General features: G+C 71.0%; 16 protein-coding genes and 2 pseudogenes. 8 read left to right on the forward strand and 10 right to left on the reverse strand.

Annotation, left to right across the window (positions count from 1 at the left end):
• Nucleotides 1-144 precede the first annotated feature (144 nt).
• The 3 genes from ald to coaBC all read right to left on the reverse strand — a co-directional run bounded on the left by ald (nt 145) and on the right by coaBC (nt 3,610).
• On the reverse strand, nt 145-1,242 hold the full coding sequence (gene ald, locus F6J84_RS01740; RefSeq protein ID WP_150970896.1) for an alanine dehydrogenase: 1,098 nt from the start codon (nt 1,240-1,242) through the stop codon (nt 145-147).
• A 101-nt stretch (nt 1,243-1,343) separates the two neighbouring features.
• A complete protein-coding gene (locus F6J84_RS01745; protein WP_150893497.1) occupies nt 1,344-2,309 on the reverse strand; it encodes an LLM class F420-dependent oxidoreductase in 966 nt (321 codons plus the stop codon).
• Between the two features lie 89 nt (nt 2,310-2,398).
• The gene (coaBC, locus tag F6J84_RS01750) at nt 2,399-3,610 is read right to left on the reverse strand and encodes a bifunctional phosphopantothenoylcysteine decarboxylase/phosphopantothenate--cysteine ligase CoaBC (protein ID WP_150974633.1); all 1,212 of its coding nucleotides are present in this window, start codon (nt 3,608-3,610) and stop codon (nt 2,399-2,401) included.
• 49 nt (nt 3,611-3,659) lie between these two features.
• Between coaBC and F6J84_RS01755 the strand changes: the two genes are divergently transcribed.
• Nucleotides 3,660-4,391: an NRDE family protein gene (locus F6J84_RS01755; RefSeq protein WP_150970898.1), complete on the forward strand. Its 732-nt coding sequence runs from the start codon at nt 3,660-3,662 to the stop codon at nt 4,389-4,391.
• Between the two features lie 18 nt (nt 4,392-4,409).
• Nucleotides 4,410-4,664, forward strand: a pseudogene (locus tag F6J84_RS01760) (DUF1304 family protein); the annotation flags it as partial.
• A gap of 27 nt (nt 4,665-4,691) precedes the next feature.
• On the opposite strand, the gene F6J84_RS01765 reads toward F6J84_RS01760, so the two are convergent.
• Nucleotides 4,692-5,021, reverse strand: a complete 330-nt coding sequence (locus tag F6J84_RS01765) for a DUF7882 family protein (protein ID WP_150970902.1) — start codon at nt 5,019-5,021, stop codon at nt 4,692-4,694.
• A 64-nt stretch (nt 5,022-5,085) separates the two neighbouring features.
• On the opposite strand from F6J84_RS01765, the gene F6J84_RS01770 reads away from it, so the two are divergent.
• Together F6J84_RS01770 and F6J84_RS15730 are read left to right on the forward strand one after the other, a co-directional pair.
• Nucleotides 5,086-5,403, forward strand: coding sequence for a DUF7882 family protein (locus F6J84_RS01770; protein ID WP_150970904.1), 318 nt, complete (start codon nt 5,086-5,088; stop codon nt 5,401-5,403).
• Nucleotides 5,404-5,497: 94 nt separating this feature from the next.
• Nucleotides 5,498-5,620, forward strand: a complete 123-nt coding sequence (locus tag F6J84_RS15730; protein WP_275094019.1) for a hypothetical protein — start codon at nt 5,498-5,500, stop codon at nt 5,618-5,620.
• An 11-nt stretch (nt 5,621-5,631) separates the two neighbouring features.
• Here F6J84_RS15730 and F6J84_RS01775 read toward each other — a convergent pair whose 3' ends face one another.
• The 5 genes from F6J84_RS01775 to F6J84_RS01795 form a co-directional block, all read right to left on the reverse strand.
• Nucleotides 5,632-7,032, reverse strand: coding sequence for an aspartate aminotransferase family protein (locus tag F6J84_RS01775; protein ID WP_150970905.1), 1,401 nt, complete (start codon nt 7,030-7,032; stop codon nt 5,632-5,634).
• 70 nt (nt 7,033-7,102) lie between these two features.
• Nucleotides 7,103-9,406 carry a beta-xylosidase/alpha-l-arabinosidase gene (locus F6J84_RS01780; protein ID WP_476738601.1) on the reverse strand — a complete coding sequence of 768 codons (2,304 nt, stop codon included), beginning with the start codon at nt 9,404-9,406 and terminating at the stop codon, nt 7,103-7,105.
• Nucleotides 9,407-9,447: 41 nt separating this feature from the next.
• Nucleotides 9,448-10,326, reverse strand: coding sequence for a carbohydrate ABC transporter permease (locus tag F6J84_RS01785; protein ID WP_150893486.1), 879 nt, complete (start codon nt 10,324-10,326; stop codon nt 9,448-9,450).
• Nucleotides 10,323-11,336 carry a carbohydrate ABC transporter permease gene (locus F6J84_RS01790; RefSeq protein ID WP_150970907.1) on the reverse strand — a complete coding sequence of 338 codons (1,014 nt, stop codon included), beginning with the start codon at nt 11,334-11,336 and terminating at the stop codon, nt 10,323-10,325. Before F6J84_RS01790 ends, F6J84_RS01785 begins: the two co-directional genes overlap by 4 nt.
• Before the next feature lie 14 nt (nt 11,337-11,350).
• Nucleotides 11,351-12,637: an extracellular solute-binding protein gene (locus F6J84_RS01795; protein WP_150970909.1), complete on the reverse strand. Its 1,287-nt coding sequence runs from the start codon at nt 12,635-12,637 to the stop codon at nt 11,351-11,353.
• 213 nt (nt 12,638-12,850) lie between these two features.
• Here F6J84_RS01795 and F6J84_RS01800 point away from each other — a divergent pair, with 213 nt between their 5' ends.
• Entirely contained in the window at nt 12,851-13,849 is a 999-nt protein-coding gene (locus F6J84_RS01800) for a LacI family DNA-binding transcriptional regulator (RefSeq protein ID WP_150970911.1), read from the forward strand.
• Nucleotides 13,850-13,858: 9 nt separating this feature from the next.
• Here F6J84_RS01800 and F6J84_RS01805 read toward each other — a convergent pair whose 3' ends face one another.
• Nucleotides 13,859-15,016 carry an ROK family transcriptional regulator gene (locus tag F6J84_RS01805; protein WP_150970913.1) on the reverse strand — a complete coding sequence of 386 codons (1,158 nt, stop codon included), beginning with the start codon at nt 15,014-15,016 and terminating at the stop codon, nt 13,859-13,861.
• Between the two features lie 60 nt (nt 15,017-15,076).
• Between F6J84_RS01805 and xylA the strand changes: the two genes are divergently transcribed.
• The 3 genes and pseudogenes from xylA to F6J84_RS01820 form a co-directional block, all read left to right on the forward strand.
• On the forward strand, nt 15,077-16,264 hold the full coding sequence (xylA, locus tag F6J84_RS01810) for a xylose isomerase (RefSeq protein ID WP_150970915.1): 1,188 nt from the start codon (nt 15,077-15,079) through the stop codon (nt 16,262-16,264).
• Nucleotides 16,265-16,328: 64 nt separating this feature from the next.
• Nucleotides 16,329-17,681: a xylulokinase gene (xylB, locus tag F6J84_RS01815; RefSeq protein ID WP_191905727.1), complete on the forward strand. Its 1,353-nt coding sequence runs from the start codon at nt 16,329-16,331 to the stop codon at nt 17,679-17,681.
• Nucleotides 17,678-18,013, forward strand: a pseudogene (locus F6J84_RS01820) (GTP pyrophosphokinase family protein); the annotation flags it as partial. The gene xylB and the pseudogene F6J84_RS01820, both read left to right, overlap by 4 nt.
• Nucleotides 18,014-18,063 lie beyond the last annotated feature (50 nt).

Consider the following 18,063-nt stretch of genomic DNA (forward strand, 5'->3'; position numbering starts at 1 on the left):
GGAGGGTCCTTTCTTCTCAGCCGTCCCGACGATACCGACGGCCGGCGTCCCTGTGCGCGGCTTGCCGTCCCGCGGGAGCTTCGCTACCCGGAGAACCCGTTCCCGCACGTCGCGGTCCGCCCCCGCTCTGAGCGGGGAGGCCGCTCAGCCCCGCTCAGCGGGCTTGTCGGGGAACGCGGCGGCGACCCCGGCGTTCAGGATCCGTCCGCCGACAGTGGTCAACCCCCTGGCGAGCGCGGGGTCGGCGCCGGTGGCCTGCTCCCACCCCCGGTCGGCGAGGGCCAGCGCGTACGGCAGCGTCGCGTTGGTGAGCGCCGGGGTGGACGTCGCGGCCGCGGCGCCCGGCATGTTGGCGACGCAGTAGAGGATCGCCTCGCCCACCGGGAACGTCGGTGCGTCATGCGTCGTCGGGTGCGAATCCTCGAAGCATCCGCCCTGGTCGATCGCGATGTCGACGAGGACGCTCCCCGGCTTCATCCTGAGGACGAGGTCGTGCGAGACGAGCTTGGGCGCCTTCGCTCCCGGGACGAGCACGGCCCCGATCACGAGATCGGCCTCGAGGACCGAGCGCTCGATGGCGTAGGCGCTCGAGGTGACGGTGCGGATGGCGCCCCGGTACAGGTCGTCCAGCTCCCGGAGGCGCGGGATGGAGAGATCGAGCACCGTCACGTCGGCGCCGAGACCCACCGCCTGCGCGACGGCGTTGCTTCCCGCCATACCGCCCCCGATGACGGTGACCTTGGCCGGTGGCACGCCCGGCACGCCGCCCAGCAGCACCCCGCGGCCACCCTGCGAACCGAGCAGGTGGTGGCCGCCGGCGAGGACCGACAGCCGCCCGGCCACCTCGCTCATCGGCGCGAGCAGCGGCAGTGAACCGTCGGGCAGTTGCACGGTCTCGTAGGCGAGCGAGGTCGTGCCGCTGGTGAGCAGCGCCTCGGTCAGGGGCTCGTCGGCGGCGAGGTGCAGGTAGGCGAACAGTGTCAGATCCGCGCGCAGGTAGTCGTACTCGCTCGGTACGGGCTCCTTGACCTTCAGGACCAGGTCGTTGTCCCAGGCCGCCTCGACGTCACCGAGCACGGCACCCGCCGCGGTGAACTCCTCGTCGGGGATGGCGCTCCCGCGTCCGGCGCCGGCCTGCACGGTCACCTGGTGCCCGTGGTGGACGAGTTCCCGCACGCCCGCGGGGGTCACCGCCACCCTGTCCTCGTGGTTCTTCACTTCTGCGGGAACACCGACACGCATGGGGTCTCCTTCTGTCCGGTGAGTCGAATCTAGGAGCAACGCGTGCCGGAGTCACGTGCCGGCCCCTTCATCACCGGGGAGGCCGTCGTGGGGCGCCGTCGTCAGAGGGCGCGGAGGCGTTCCAGGAGGGGTTCGGCGACCTCGGCGAGGAACCGCTCCTGCTGGGCATCGCCGATCTGCACGATCGCCACGTCCGTGAAGCCGGCATCGACATAGGGGCGCACGCTCTCCGCGAGTGCGTCGAGGTCGGGGCCGCAGGCGATCGCCTCGGCGACGTCCTCGGGGCGTACGAACTGCGTCGCCGCGGCGAACCCCGCAGGTGTCGGCAGGTCGGCGTTGACCGCCCATCCACCGCCGAACCAGCGGAACTCCTCGTGCGCCCGCGCGATCGCGGTGTCCCGGTCGGGATCCCAGCTGATCGGGATCTGACCGATCTTGCGGGAGGAGCCATCGTGCGCGGCATCCCAGCCCGCGATGAGCTCGGGGTCCGGTTCCACCGAGATCAGGTGATCGCCGAGCGGGGCGAATCTGTCGATGGATGCGTCACCGGACACGGCGACGCCGATCGGCACCCCGCCGTCCGGGGCATCCCAGATGCGGGCGGAGTCCACGCGGAAGTACGACCCGTCGTAGGTCACGAGGTCGCCGGTGTGGAGGGCCCGGATGATCTCGATGGCCTCCACGAGCATGTCCTGCCGGGCGGCGACGGCCGGCCAGCCCTCGCCGACCACGTGCTCGTTGAGGTTCTCGCCCGAGCCGAGACCCAGGGTGAACCGCCCGTCCGAGAGCACCTGCAGGGTGGCGGCCTTCTGGGCGACGACGGCCGGGTGGTAGCGCATCGTCGGGCACGTGACGTAGGTCATCAGCTCGATGTCCCGGGTGGCCTGGGCGACGGCGCCCAGGACCGTCCAGGCATAGGGGGCGTGGCCCTGGGTCGTGAGCCACGGCGCGTAGTGATCGCTCGAGACGAGGAAGTCGAAACCCCTGTCCTCGGCAGCGGCCGCGTACCGGACGAGCTCCTTCGGTCCGCTCTGCTCCGTCATCAGGGTGTATCCGAAGCGCGTCATGTCGCATCCTTCCGTCCCGGGCGACGTTAGGCGGATCGTCCGGGGAGCGCCGGGGGCTTGCGCTCCCGTCGGAGGATGGGGCAGTGGCGTCAGCGCAGGGCCAGCACCGCATCCCAGAGGGCGTCGGCGACCTGCCGCTTGTCCCCGGTGACGACTTCCGGGGCGTCGCCGGAGGTCGCGGTGACGAACAGCATGCTGTTGTCCGGGGTCTCGAACCCGCGCTCCCAGCCCACCTCGTTGACCGCGAGCAGGTCCACGCCCTTCCGGGTGAGCTTGCGCCGTCCGCGCGCGCGCAACTCCTCGCCCTGGGCGGTCTCGGCGGCGAAGCCGACGATCGTCTGACCGGGCCGGCGCCGAGCGGCCAGCCCCGCCACGATGTCCGGGTTCTCCACGAGCTGGAGGGTGAGGGTGCCGTCAGAGGACTCCTTGGTCAGCTTCCCCTCCGCCACATCCGCCACCCGGTAGTCGGCGACCGCCGCCGCCATCACGACGACGTCGGCGTCGGATGCGGCCTGCTGTGTCGCGTCCTGCAACTCGGCCGCCGTCCCCGCCCGGGCGACCGCGATCGCGGGGTGCTGCTCCGCCTCCGCCAGCAGCGCCTGCTCCACGTGCGCCGCGATGAGCCGCACCCGGGCACCGCGCGCCGCCGCGGCGACCGCGACGGCGATGCCCTGACGGCCGCTGGAGCGGTTGCCGATGAACCGGACCGGGTCGATCGGTTCCCGAGTCCCCCCTGCCGTCACGACGACGTCGAGGCCGTCGAGATCCCCGGGCGCAGGCCGGACGATCGACAGGGCGGCCGCGACGATCTCCTCGGGTTCGCTCATCCGGCCGGGGCCGCTGTCGCCGCCCGTGAGCAGACCGTCCGCCGGTCCCACCACGTGCACGCCGCGTGCGCGCAGCGTCGCCATGTTCGCGGTCGTCGCCGGATGCCGCCACATCTCGGTGTGCATCGCCGGTGCCACCACGACCGGGGCCGTCGTGGCCAGGAGGGTCGTGCCCAGAAGATCATCGGCGATGCCCGCGGTCATCTTCGCCAGCGTGTTGGCGGTGGCGGGCGCGACGATCACCAGGTCGGCGCGGCGACCGAGGGAGACATGCCGTACCTGCGCGACGTCGTCGTGCACGGAGGTGGTGACCGGGTTGCGGCTCAGCGCCTCCCACGTGGGCAGGCCGACGAACCGCAGGGCGTCGGCGGTCGGCACCACGTGCACCTCATGCCCCGCGCGCACGAGCTCGCGAACGAGCTGTACGGTTTTGTACGCGGCGATCCCGCCTGTGACTCCCACGACGACGAACACGGCTCGATTCTCGCACGCGCCGTCGACCCACCCGAAGGAGTCCGCCCGCATGTGCACCGTCATCATCCGCGTACCCGAGGATCCGCGCCGGCCGACGCGCGTCATCGCCATCCGTGACGAGGACCCCGGGCGCCCCTGGAATCCGCTCGGGCGATGGTGGCCGGACACCCACCCCGGCGTCATCGGCGTGCACGACGTGCGTGCGGGCGGTGCCTGGCTCGCCGCGGATCCGGCCACCTCGCGGTTCGCCGTCCTGCTCAACAGGGCGGACGACGGGACTCTGCCCGATGACGCGGTCGTCTCGCGCGGCACGCTCCCGCTGGCCTCGGTCTCCGGGCACAGCCCGTCGGGATCGCCCCGCTCGCGCGGCTTCAACCTGCTCGAGGCGAGTCCGGCCGGCGCGCGCGTGCTGTCCTGGGACGGCGCGTCGCTGCGCGCGGCGGAGCTGACGCCCGGGACGCACATGATCGCGCACGACGACCTCGACGATCCGCAGACGGCGCGCATCACCGCATGGCTGCCCGTCTTCACCGCGGCGGACACCGATTCGGATCCGTGGTGGACGCAGTGGCTGCGCGTGATCGAGCAGAGCGCCGAACTCGCGGCGACGGACGATCGAGCGCTCATCCGCGACCATCGCCACATCGGCATCCCGACGCTCTCCCTGCTGGTGGCCGTCGCGAGTATCGACCCCGACGGCGTCGAGGTCCGCGACGCCGTCCTCCCGGCGCCGGGCGAGTGGGGCCCGCTGACGTTCGGAGACGCACCGGCAGATCGGTGACGCGGCGAGACCACCCGCGCGCTGGCCTTCAACCAGGGGTTCTACAACCTCTTCCTGGCCGTGGCGACGATCATCGGCATCGTGTGCGTCGTGGCCGGTGCGCCCACGGTCGGCGCCACACTCGTCTTCGTGGGTGCCGGGTCGATGGTCGCAGCGGGGCTCGTGCTCCTGCTGTCGAGCCCCTCGAAGGCGCGCGCCGCGCTCACCCAGCTGGCGTTCCCGTTCGTCTCGGTCGTCCTGCTCGCGATCGCGGTGCTCAACGGCGGGATGTGACCCGGGAGGCGCGCCGCCGCACCGACGTCAGTGCTCGACGGTGGGGATGGCCGGCGTGTCGAAGTGCTCGGCGACGAGCATGATGCCGCCGGAGGAGTTGGCGGAGTTCGCGAGCTCCTCGATCCACTCGCGGCTCAGAAGAGTGGGCTCCGGATCGTCGAAGACGAACCGGAGCGGGATGGAGGGATGCAGCCAGATCGTGCTGCGTCCCCGGGGCTGATCCTCGGGGTGCCGCCAGGAGAGGGTGAAGCTCTCGCCGCGGCGCAGCTTGGTCGCGATGACGACCTTGAGGTGCGCCAGCGCGCGGTCCTCGATCTGGATGGGCGTACTGCTCCCGCCGTAGTAGATGGTTCCCATGCGCCCACCCTAGTGCGCGTCCGATTATCTCGGCCAGGCGTCCCTGCTGGCCTATGCTCGACACGTGGGACGATTCATCTACGACACCAACGCGAACGCGGTCGACATCGAGGACCGCACCCTCGCCCACCTGCGCATCGTGGTCATGAACAAGCTGCGCCGCGGTGAGCCGTTCATGTTCGATGTCGAGATCGGGGACGGCAGCGGTCGCCGGAGCTTCTGGGTGCACCCGTCTGTGCCCATGCAGTTCCACTTCTACGGGAGCCGCCAGCCCAAGATCAACCGGGCATGGATCGAAGATCTCATGCTGGCCGCATCCGGACCCTCCGGTCTGACGATCGTTCCCGAGCCGCCGGACGAGCCGCTCGACGCCGTCGGCTGATCGCGCGACTACGCCGCTCGTTCGCGGGTGTCAAGGGGGCGGGCGATACGGCGGGATGGCGCAGGGTGGTGATCCCACGTAGGAGGTTTCTCCCTTGTCCAGAGCCGACGAACCGATCTCGGAAGACATGCAGCCGGACCCGGCCGCCTTCGAGGAGGTCCCCGGGATCGATGTCGTGGACGGGGAGCTCGTGCCGCGTGAGGATCCTCAGGACTGACCCGCCGTGGATCAGAGCCGTGTCCACGCCTCGCTGAGGACCCCGCGCAGGATCTGCTCGATCTCGTCGAACTGCGTCTGACCGATCGTCAGGGGAGGCGCGAGCTGGATCACCGGGTCGCCCCGGTCGTCGGCCCGGCAGTACAGACCGGCGTCGAACAACGCCTTGGACAGGAACCCGCGCAGCAGCCGTTCCGATTCGTCCTCGTCGAAGGTCTCCCTGGTCGCCTTGTCCTTCACCAGCTCGATGCCGAAGAAGTAACCCGCCCCGCGCACGTCGCCGACGATGGGCAGGTCGCTGAGCTTCTCCAGGGTCGCGCGGAAGCGGGGCGAGTTCTCCCGCACGTGGGCGTTCAGGCCCTCCTCCTCGAAGATCGCGAGGTTCTCCAGGGCAACGGCGGCGGACACCGGGTGGCCGCCGAAGGTATAGCCGTGCGGGAAGCTCGTGGTGCCCGTGGCGAACGGCTCGTAGACGCGGTCGCTGACGATCGTGCCGCCCGCGGGGGAGTAGCCGCTCGTGACACCCTTGGCGAAGGTGATCATGTCGGGCTGGTAGCCGAAGGCGTCGCTGGCGAAGTACTCACCGATGCGACCGAAGGCGCAGATCACCTCGTCGCTGACCAGGAGCACGTCGTACGTGTCGCAGATCTCGCGCACGCGGGCGAAGTAACCCGGCGGCGGGGGGAAGCATCCGCCGGAGTTCTGCACCGGTTCGAGGAACACCGCTGCGACCGTCTCCGGGCCCTCGAAGAGGATCATCTCCTCGATACGGTTGGCCGCCCACAGCCCGAACTCCTCCTCCGTGCCCCCGGGGAAGCCCATCTCCGCCGCGCGGTAGTAGTTGGTGTTGGGGACGCGGAAGCCGCCCGGGGTGACCGGCTCGAACATGGACTTCATGCCGGGGAGGCCCGTGATCGCGAGAGCGCCCTGCGGTGTGCCGTGATAGGCGATGGCGCGGGAGATCACCTTGTGCTTGAGCGGCCGGCCGACGAGCTTCCAGTAGTGCTTGGCGAGCTTGAACGCGGTCTCCACCGCCTCGCCGCCCCCGGTGGAGAAGAACACGTGATTGAGGTCGCCGGGCGCGAGATCGGCGAGCCGGTCGGCCAGCTCGATCGCGGCCGGATGGGCGTAGGACCAGATCGGGAAGAATGCCAGCTGCTCCGCCTGCGCGGCGGCCGCCTGCGCGAGGCGACGGCGGCCGTGTCCTGCGTTCACCACGAACAGTCCGGCCAGCCCGTCGATGTAGCGCTTTCCCGCGGCATCCCAGATGTGATGTCCGTCCCCGCGGACGATGATCGGTACGCCGGGACCCTCGGTCATCACGGACTGCCGGGCGAAGTGCATCCACAGGTGGTCGCGCGCCTTGGCCTGGAGATCTGCCTGGTCGTGGTTGATCTGCGTGTCGCTGGACATCTCGCGCCTCCCGTTTTCCGGTGACGATACTCCACGACGGAGCAGAACTGTACCGTGCGGACGGTTTCGCTCAACTGGTCGCGGCCGGCACCCGCGCCGTCGCCGGGTCCACCTCCACCTCGGTGATCCGCGGATCCGCCGCCGTCACCGAGTGGACGGGCCCGGTCAGTTGCACGTTCGCCTCCGCCGCGCGCTGGGCGGACGTGCCGACCCACACCTCGATCTCGCCCGGTTCCACCACCCGGTGGAGCCGGCGGTCGGTGAGGGCCAGACGGGCGGTGGGCACGCGGAAGACGAGGGTGGCCTCCGCCCCCGGCGCCAGCTCGACCCGGCGGTACCCGAGCAGTTGCGCGACGGGGCGGGTGACGCTGGCCACCACATCGCGGCCGTACAGCTGCACCACCTCGGTCCCCGGGCGCTCGCCGGTGTTGCGCACGCGCACGCGCACGGTGAACGCGCCGTCCGTCGGGGCGGCCTCGTCGGCATCGAACGTCTCATAGGCGAACGACGTGTAGCCCAGGCCGAACCCGAACGGACGCACCGGGGTGCTGTCCGCGCTCGTGATCTCGGACGCGCCGCCCAGGATCGGATGCAGGTAGGTGAAGGGCTGCGCGCCGGCCGAGCGCGGCAGGGACACGGGCAGGCGACCGGAGGGCTCGGCGTGACCGGTGAGGATGGCCGCCAGTGCGGTGGCCCCTTCCTCTCCCGGGAAGAACGTCTGCAGCACCGCAGCCGGGGCCGAGGCGTCGTCGAGTGCCCACCCGATCGCGTACGGGCGCCCGGTCAGCACCACCATGACGGTCGGGGTGCCGGTGGCGGCGACGGTCTCGACGAGCGCGCGCTGCACGCCGGGCAGCTCCAGGCTCTCGACGTCGTTGCCCTCGCCGACCGTACCGCGGCCGAAGAGCCCGGCGCGGTCGCCGACGACGACGATCGCGACATCCGCGGCGGCGGCGGCCTCGGCCGCCTCGGTGAAGCCGGAGCGGTCGTCACCGGTCACCGCGCAGCCGGCCACGGTACGGATCTCGGCGGCCGGCAGGGCGGCGCCGAGGGCCTCGCGCAGCGTGGGGATCTCGAAGCCGAGGGGTGTCCCCGGGTGGTGGGCCAGCACGTGGTTCGCGAAGGAGTAGCACCCCATCAGCGCCTCGGCGCTGTCGGCGTTCGGACCGATGAGGGCCACCCGCCGGGGCTCCGCCAGCGGGAGGACGCCGTCGTTGGAGAGGAGGATCACCGATTCCTGTGCCAGCCGGCGGGCGATGTCGCGGTGCTGCGGGTCGTCCAGATCGACGGCGGTGGGCGGCGTCTCGAATGCCTCGTCGAGCAGGCCCAGGTCCTCCTTCTGCTGCAGCACGCGCAGCACGGCCTGATCGATGAGCTCCTCGGGCACGCGCCGGGCGCGCACCGCCTCCGCCAGCGGGGCGGCGTAGGCGTCGCCGGTGGGCAGTTCCACGTCGATCCCCGCGGCCAGCGACAGGCGCGCAGCCTCTGCGAGGTCCTCCGCGATGCCGTGCATCGTCTTCAGGAACGCGACCGCGAAGTAGTCCGAGACGACGACGCCGTCGAACCCCCACTGTTCCCGGAGGATCTCGGTCAGGTACTCCGGCGTGGACGCGACCGGGATCCCGTCGATCTCGGTGTAGGCGTTCATGACGGAGCGGGCGCCGCCGTCGCGGATCGCCATCTCGAACGGCGGCAGGAAGACATCCGCGAGCTCTCGCGGGCCGATCTGCGTCGGCGCGTGGTTGCGCCCCGCCTGCGATGCCGAGTAGCCCACGAAGTGCTTCAGCGTCGCATGGATGCCGGCGGACTGGAGTCCGCGGACATAGGAGGTGCCGATCGTCCCGACCACGTAGGGATCCTCGGCGATGCACTCGTCGACCCGACCCCACCGCGGGTCCCGGACCACGTCCAGCACCGGGGCCAGTCCCTGATGCACGCCCAGCTCGCGCATCGACCGCCCGATCGCCTCGCCCATCTCCTCGACGAGCTCCGGGTCGAAGGCCGCGCCCCAGGCGAGGGGCGTGGGGAACGTCGCCGCCTGCCATGCGGCGAGCCCGGTGAGGCATTCCTCGTGCACGATCGCCGGGATGCCGAGCCGCGTCTGGGACCTCAGGCGCCGCTGCTCCGCCCACAGCCACTCCGCACGTTCGACCGGGTCGACCGGCCGGGTGCCGTACACCCGGGTGAGGTGGCCGAGCCCGTGCCGGGTGGCGTCCTCGTAGCGGGCGGACGTAGCCATCTCGCCGGCCATCGGGGCGACGACCTCATCGCCCTGGTCGACCCAGAAGCCCACGATCTGGGCGAGCTTCTCCTCGAGGGTCATCTGTGCCAGCAGGTGCTGGACGCGCGGGGACGCGCTGATGTTCGTGGTCACGTGGACTTCGCTTTCAGGGGGGTGCGGAGGCGCGGGAGGGCTCAGCCCTTGACGGCGCCGGTGAGACCGCCGACGATGCGGCGCTCGAAGAGGCTGAAGAAGATCAGCGCGGGGATCATGGACAGCGAGGTGAACGCGAGCACCCGGGCGGTGTCGACCGAGTACTGCGACGCGAACGCCTGGGTTCCCAGCGGCAGGGTGAACGAGGCGTCGTTGTTGAGGATGAACAGCGGGAGCATGTAGGAGTTCCAGCTGTTCACGAACGCCAGGATGCCCACGGTGATCACACCGGGCACCGCGAGCGGCAGCACCATCCGCCAGAAGAAGCCGAGCCGGCTGCATCCGTCGATGGATGCCGCCTCCTCGAGCTCGTTCGGGATGGCCCCGATGAACGGCACCAGGATGATGATCGTGATCGGCAGCGCGAACGCGATCTGCGGGATGATGACGCCGGCCAGCGAGTTCATCAGGCCGAGGTCCCGCACGAGGATGTACAGCGGCGTGATCGCGACGGTCATGGGGAACATCAGCCCCGCGGTGAAGAGGGCGTAGACCGCGCCGCGGCCGCGGAAGCGGTACCGGGAGAGGCCGAACGCCGCCATGAGGCCGAGGATCACGACGCTCAGCGTGGTCGCGACGGCGGCGATGGTCGAGTTGCCCACCTGACGCCAGAAGACGCCGCTGGCGAGCACCTCGCCGTAGTTGCCCCAGTTCCACACGGTGGGGAAGCCCGAGGGGTTGACGGTGATCTCGGAGTTCGAGCGGAACCCGCCCAGGATGATGTACGCCACCGGGGCGAGCATGAGCCCGATCAGCAGGAGGGCGACGAAGTAGATCAGGACGGTGGAGCGGGTGCTCGAGCGCGGACCGCGGCTGCGCACGCGCGAACCGGGGGCGATGAGGGCGGCGGTCGCGGTCATCGGGTACCTCCTGTGATGGCTCCGGCGGTGTCACGACGGAGCACGTAGCGCTGGTAGAGCAGCCCCACGACGAGTGAGATGAGGAACAGGACGACGGCGACGGCGCTGCCGTAACCGAAGCTGCCGGCGTTGCGGCCGTTGGCGACCATGTACGTCGCCATGGTGGAGGTGCCCGCGGTGGATGCCACGTACTGCCCCCAGATGATCCAGACCAGGTCGAACAGCTGCAGCGATCCGATGATCGACAGGAACGCCCAGATGCGGATGGTCGGCCCCATGAGCGGCAGGACGATGTGCCGCTGGATCTGCCAGTAGGAGGCGCCGTCGATCGCGGCCGCCTCGGAGAGCTCCTCGGGCACGCCCTGGAGCCCGGCGAGGAAGAGGATCACGGCGAAGCCGATGTACTTCCACGTGATGATGACCATCAGCGTCCAGATGGCGATGGCCGGATCCGAGAGCCAATCGGTCGCGAGGGCGCCGAGGCCGAGGGATTCGAGCAGGCCGTTGAGTGCGCCGTTGGACTGGAGCATGAGGCTCCACCCGAGACCCACGACGACCTCACTGATCACATAGGGGACGAAGATCAGGACGCGGATGATGGACTGGAACCGCAGCTTCCGGTTCAGCAGCAGGGCGAGGCCGACGGCCAGCGGGCCCTGCAGGACCAGCGACATGACGATGATGAAGACGTTGTGGCCGAGCGCCTCGTGGAAGGCGGGATCGGTGAGGATCGTCACGTAGTTGCGGATCCCGACGAAGTCGGTGGGGGGACCGTATCCGGACCAGCTGAAGAACCCGTAGAAGGCGGCCAGCGCGACCGGCAGGATCACGAAGGCGACGAAGACGATCAGCGCGGGCCCGATGAGCAGGAGAAGCTCCGCCCGCGTGGCCCAGTCGCGCCGGCGGCGGGTGGCGGACCGCCCGGTGGGCGGGAGCGTCGGGACGCTCCCGCCCACCGAGGTCTCAGGTCCGTCCGCGACGGTGGAGGAGTGCTCGCGCACGGAGACCATGGGTGTCGCCTTTCTCAGGAGCGGGACGCTGCCGCGTTGACGGCATCCACGATGCCCTGGGCGTCGCCCTTGCCGGCGAACATGTCCACGACGGCGACGTTGAGCGCGTTGCCGATGTTCTGGCCGTAGAGGGTGTCCAGCCAGACCGACACGTAGGGTGCGGCGTTGTAGGCCTCGAGGATGTCCAACAGTGCCGGGTTCGTGACGGCGCCCTGCGCTTCGGACGAGGCGGGGATGGTCTGGTACGCCTCCGCGTACGCCTCCTGGTTGCCCTTCTCGACCATGAAGTTCAGGAAGTCGACGCATTCCTCGGGGGCGTTGACCCAGCACGAGTATCCGTCGATGCCGCCCATCATGGCGTCCGGTGCGCCGGCACCACCGGGCACCGCGGGGAAGGGGAACCACTGCAGGTCGGCCAGCGGCTTCTTGTCGGGGGTGAGGTCGGCGATCACGCCGGGGTTCCACGCGCCCATGAGTTCCATCGCTGCCTTGTGGTTGGCCAGGAGACCCGCAGACGAGCCTGCGCCCTGCTGGGCGACGGTCGTCAGGAAGCCCTTGTTGAAGGGATCCGTGTCCACGAACGCCTGCAGGTTCTCGCCGGCGTCCAGCCAGCACGGGTCGTCGAACGAGCGGGTCTCGGCCGCGTCGTCGAGGACCTCCTGCGAGCAGGCGCGCAGGGCGAAGTTGTAGTACCAGTGCGCGGCGGGCCAGGCATCCTTGGCGCCCACGGCGATCGGATCGATGCCGGCCGTGCGCAGCTGGGTGTCGGTGGCCACGAGCTCGTCGATCGTGGCGGGAGTCGCGGCGACGCCGGCCTCGGCGAACAGATCCGACGAGTAGAAGATGCCCGAGGGCAGCACGGCCACCGGCATGCCGTAGTTCTTGCCGTCGACCTCGAAGGCGGGCAGGGAGAGCTCGAGCGCGCTCTTGGCGCCGTCGCTGATGCCGTCGGTCAGGTCCATGACCTGTCCGGCCTTGACGATGTCCGCGAGCTTGCCGCCACCGCGTGCCATGAAGACGTCCGGGGCGTCTCCGGCGTTCAGGGCGGTCTGCAGCTTGCCGTCCATCTCCTCGTTCGGCACCGACTGGATCTCGACCGTGACGCCCGGGTTCTCCTCCGCGAATGCGGCGGCGGTGTCCTCCCAGTAGGCCTTGCCGGCACCGGTGGTCGAGTTGTGCCAGAAGGTGAGGGTGACCGATCCCTCACCCGAGTCTCCGCCGGATCCTCCGCTACAGCCGGAGAGCGCGAGCCCACCGACAGCCAGGAGGGCCAATCCGGCCAGGTATTTGCTGTTTCTCATGTGATTCCAACCTGCTCTCTTCATCGAGGCGCATCCTTCGTCGAGATGCTCGTGGTGGGGGCACGGTCCGAAGGCGGCTCCGCCCCGTCTCGCCGACCCGGAGGTCGTGTGCCCGGCCCCGGACTCGTCCGAGGCGTGCCCAGTGTGACAAGAGCCGTGGGGAACCGTCAAACGTTTTCGAAATCATTTTCCATGGGGCTAGGCTGACGTGCCATGTCCACCCGAGTGACGATCCACGATGTAGCGGCCGCGTCCGGGGTGTCCGTCGCGACCGTCTCGAAAGCCGTGAACGGGCGGTACGGCGTGGCACCGGAGACCGCCGCGCGCGTGCTCGAGGCGGTGGAGGCGCTCGGTTACGAATCCAGCCTCGTCGCGAGCAGCATGCGCTCCCGGCGCACCGGCGTGATCGGCGTGCTCCTCGCGGACTTCGAGCCCTTCAGCGCGGAGATCCTGAAGGGGGTGAGCGCGGGACTCCAGGAGTCCCGGTACGACCTGCTGGCCTACAGCGGGTCACGCCAGGGCGACGGCGAGGGCTGGGAGCGGCGCTCGCTCAGTCGGCTGAGCGGGACGCTGATCGACGGCGCGATCCTGGTCACCCCGACCGTCGTGAATGCCGCCGCCGACGTGCCGATCGTCGCGGTCGACCCGCACACCGGCCGCGCGGAGCTGCCCACGGTCGAGGCGGACAGCAGGGGCGGTGCGCGTGAGGCCGTCGACTACCTCGTCGCGCTGGGTCATCGCCGGATCGCTTTCGTGGCGGGTCGCCCCGACCTGAAATCCTCCCGGTTGCGCGATGCCGGATACCGGGAGTCGCTCGCCGTGGCGGGGATCCCCTTCGATCCGAGTCTCACCCGGGTCGGCTTCTACGCGGCCGACACCGCGCGGGAGGCCGCGCGCACCCTCCTGACCCAGCCCGATCCTCCGACCGCCGTCTTCGCCGCCAACGACCTGTCCGCGATCGCCATCATCGAGGTCGCGCAGGCGCTCGGGCTCGACGTGCCCGCCGACCTCTCGGTCGTCGGGTTCGACGACGTGCCGGAGGCGTCCCGCCAGGCGCTGCCGCTGACCACCGTGCGCCAGCCCATGCAGCGGATCGGTCAGACGGCGGCGGGCATGCTGACGGCGCTGATGGCCGGCGAGACGCTGTCCGCCACCCACGTGCTGCTGCCGACGAGGCTCGTGCCCCGCGCGACGACCGCGCCGCCGCGCTAGCGGGCGGTCTCACGCCAGCGTGCCGGCGGGGTCTGCGAGCAGCGGCGCGAACGCCGCCTCCGCGGCCCCGATGAGCAGCCGGTCGTCCGCGAGGGAGGCCGAGCACACTTCCAGACCCTCGGCGCAGGCCGGCATCGCCTGGGCGCGGACCGCGGAGGCGAGTCCGTCGGGGTCCTGCTCGGCGAGCGCGGCGAGGAAGCCGCCCAGCACGACCACCGAGGGGTTGAGCACGTTGACGGCATTCGCCAGGGCGGTGGCCAGGATGCGGCGCTGCCGGGCGATCTCCTCTGCCGCGGCAGGGGTGGACGGTTCGCGCAGGGCGCGCGCGAGGGCGGCGTCGTCCGCCCCGGGCAGTCCCAGGGCGGAGGTGAGGCGGGCGCGGCTCACCTCGTCCTCCAGGACGCCTCCGGGCACGCGCCGGTCGGCAGCATCCTCGATCCCGGGCCGGTTCTGGCCGAACTCGCCGGCATAGCCGCCGGCCCCGCCGAGCATGACGCCGTGTGCGATGACACCGCCGCCGATTCCGCTCGCGCCGCCGTTGAGGTACACGACGTCGTCGACGCCGCGGGCTGCGCCGAACAGGTGCTCGGCGCGCGCGCCGAGACTGGCGTCGTTGCCTACGGCAGTGGGCAGACCCGTCGTCCCGTGGAGGAGCGCCGCGAGGGGGACGTCGCGCCATCCGAGGTGCGGGGCGTCCCGGACGACGCCGTCCTCGGTGCGGACGAGCCCCGGTACGGCGATCCCGGCGCCGATGAGGCGATGGTCGGCGAGGGGGCCGTCGGTCCAGGCCGCGACGCGCCGCGCGATGTCGGCGACGGCGTCCTCGGGGGTGGGCGGTGCATCCCACACGATCCGCTCCCGCAGCAGGATCGAGCGGTCGAGCCCCACGGCGGCCAGCGTCATCGCGTCGACTTCGGGGTTGGCGGCGACCGCCACCGCGTGCGAGGTGACGGCGGCGACGGGGGAGGGGCGGCCGGCGCGCCGCGCCGCATCCGGGGCGCGTTCCTCGACCAGGCGTTCCGCGACGAGCTCCGCCACGAGATCCCCGACGGTCGAGCGGTTGAGTCCCGTCGCCTCGGTCAGCGCCACCCGGGACAGCGCGCCCTGCTGGTGCAGCAGCTGCAGGACGGTCGCGAGGTTCTGCTGCCGCATCCTGGTCGCGCTCATGGCCTCAGTGTAGTATGTTGCCGATCACAACAAATACGGCTCAGATCGCGAAGGAGCGCCATGCCCACCCCCACCCCCGACGACAAGTTCTCGTTCGGACTCTGGACCATCGGCTACAACGGAGCCGACCCCTTCGGCGGGCCGACGCGACCGGCGCTGGACGTCGTGCACGCGGTCGAGAAGCTGGCGGAGCTCGGCGCGTACGGCCTCACCTTCCACGACGACGACCTGTTCGCCTTCGGATCGACCGATGCCGAGCGGCAGACCCAGATCGACCGTCTCAAGGGCGCGCTCGCCGACACCGGCCTCATCGTGCCCATGGTGACCACCAACCTCTTCTCCGCCCCCGTCTTCAAGGACGGCGGGTTCACCTCCAACGACCGTCGTGTGCGGCGCTTCGCGCTGCGCAAGGTCCTGCGCAACATCGACCTGGCGGCCGAGCTCGGCGCCCAGACCTTCGTGATGTGGGGCGGCCGTGAGGGCGCCGAGTACGACGCGGCGAAGGACATCCGGTCCGCTCTCGAGCGGTACCGCGAGGCGGTCAACCTGCTGGGCGACTACGTCACCGACAAGGGCTACGACATCCGGTTCGCCATCGAGCCCAAGCCCAACGAGCCGCGCGGCGACATCCTGCTCCCCACGGTCGGGCACGCCCTCGCCTTCATCGACTCGCTGGAGCGTCCGGAGCTCGTGGGGCTGAACCCCGAGGTCGGGCACGAGCAGATGGCGGGACTCAACTTCGCTGCCGGCATCGCCCAGGCGCTGTACCACGACAAGCTCTTCCACATCGACCTCAACGGGCAGCGCGGTATCAAGTACGACCAGGACCTCGTGTTCGGCCACGGCGACCTGCACAACGCGTTCGCGCTGGTGGACCTGCTCGAGAACGGCGGGCCGAACGGCGGTCCCGCCTACACCGGTCCGCGCCACTTCGACTACAAGCCGAGCCGCACCGAGGACGAGACCGGGGTGTGGGACTCCGCCGCCGCGAACATGCGGACCTACCTGCTCCTCAAGGAGCGTGCCGCCGCGTTCCGCGCCGACCCCGAGGTGCAGGAGGCGCTCGCCGCATCCCGCGTCCCCGAGCTCGCCCAGCCGACGCTGGCGGACGGCGAGAGCTACGACGACCTGCTCGCCGACCGCTCCGCGTACGAGGATTTCGACACAGCCGCGTACTTCGGCGGAGAGGGCTTCGGCTTCGTCCGTCTGCAGCAGCTGGCCACCGAGCACCTCCTCGGCGCACGCTGACCCACCTCACCCGCTCCCTCCCTCCTCACCCGGGGGGAGGGAGCGCATGCGAAAGGACGCCGGGATGGCGCGTGTTCTGGGAGTCGACTCCTCGACCCAGTCCTGCAAGGTCGTGATCGTCGACACCGACACCGGACGGATCGTCCGGGAGGGGCGGGCTCGGCACCCCGACGGTACCGAGGTCGACCCCGAGGCGTGGTGGAGCGCGCTCCAGGCGGCGATCGCGGATGCCGGCGGCCTCGCCGACGTCGAGGCGTGGTCGATCGGGGGGCAGCAGCACGGCATGGTCGCGCTCGACCAGGAGGGTCGGGTCATCCGCCCCGCTCTGCTGTGGAACGACACGCGTTCCGGCGGCGCCGCGGCCGACCTCGTCGCGGAGTTCGGCGCCGCCGCGCTCGCCGAGCGCACCGGCCTCGTGCCGGTCGCCTCGTTCACCATCACGAAGCTGCGCTGGCTGCGCGACCACGAGCCGGAGAACGCCGCACGTGTCGCGGCGGTGGCGCTGCCGCACGACTGGCTCACCTGGCGGCTGCGGGGCTTCGGCCCGGCCGGCGGATCGCCGCGCGGGCCCGTCCTGGAGGAGCTCGTGACGGACCGGTCGGATGCATCCGGCACCGGCTACTGGTCGCCCGCCACCGGACAGTACGACCGGGAGCTGCTCGCAGCGGCCCTGGGACATGACGCGGTGCTGCCGCGGGTGCTCGGCCCCGCCGAGGGCGTGACCGACGCGGACGGACGACGCGTGGGCCCGGGCGCCGGCGACAACGCCGGGGCCGCGCTGGGCGTCGGCGCCGTTCCCGGTGACGTCGTGGTCTCGATCGGCACGAGCGGCACGGTGTTCGCCGTCAGCGCGGAGCGCACGGTCGATCCCACCGGCACCGTCGCCGGCTTCGCGGATGCGGACGGGCACTTCCTGCCCATCGTCGTCACCCTCAACGCCGCCCGGGTGCTCGATGTGATCGCCCGGCTGCTGGGCACCGATCACGCCGGCCTCAGCGAACTGGCGCTGTCGGCCCCGCCCGGGGCAGGCGGGCTGCGACTGGAACCGTACTTCGAGGGCGAGCGGACGCCCAACCTGCCCGACGCCACGGCGTCCCTCACCGGCATGACCCTGGCCGGCACGACGAGGGAGAACCTCGCCCGCGCCGCCGTCGAGGGGATGCTGGGCGGTCTCGGCGCGGGGCTCGCGGCGCTCCGGGAACTCGGCGTGCCGCTCCGGCGTGCGCTGCTGATCGGCGGCGGCGCCCAGTCCGAGGCGGTGCGCAGGATCGCGCCGGAGGTGTTCGGGATGCCGGTGGAGGTGCCCGAGCCCGGCGAGTACGTCGCCCTGGGCGCCGCTCGCCAGGCCGCCCGCATCCTCGCCGAGGGCGTCCCCACAGGCAGCGCCGAGGCCCCGCCCCTCACGTCGGAGGCATGACGATCCCCGACCCGGATCAGCGGATCACGGTGTCGGCGGCGGAACTACGCGCCGCTCGGGACGACGTGCAGAGGTTCCTGCTGGAGTACCGCTTCGGGATGCAGGAGATCGAGACCACGCTCTCGATCCTGCGCGACGAGTTCCAGTTGCTCCACGACGACAACCCGATCGAACACGTCTCGAGCCGGGTGAAGTCGCCGGACAGCCTGGTGGACAAGGTGAGCCGGAAGGGCATCGATGCGGACTTCGACATCGCGCAGCCCAAGCCCAACGGGTACAAGAGCCTCCATGCGATCGTCGAGGTGCCCGTCTTCCTCTCCACCGGGGCGGTGCATGCGCACCTGAGGCGTCCCGCGGCGACCCGTCCGTCCCGCTAGCCTGA

The organism is Microbacterium caowuchunii (genome assembly GCF_008727755.1).
In the GTDB taxonomy this organism is placed as follows: Bacteria; Actinomycetota; Actinomycetes; order Actinomycetales; family Microbacteriaceae; genus Microbacterium; species Microbacterium caowuchunii.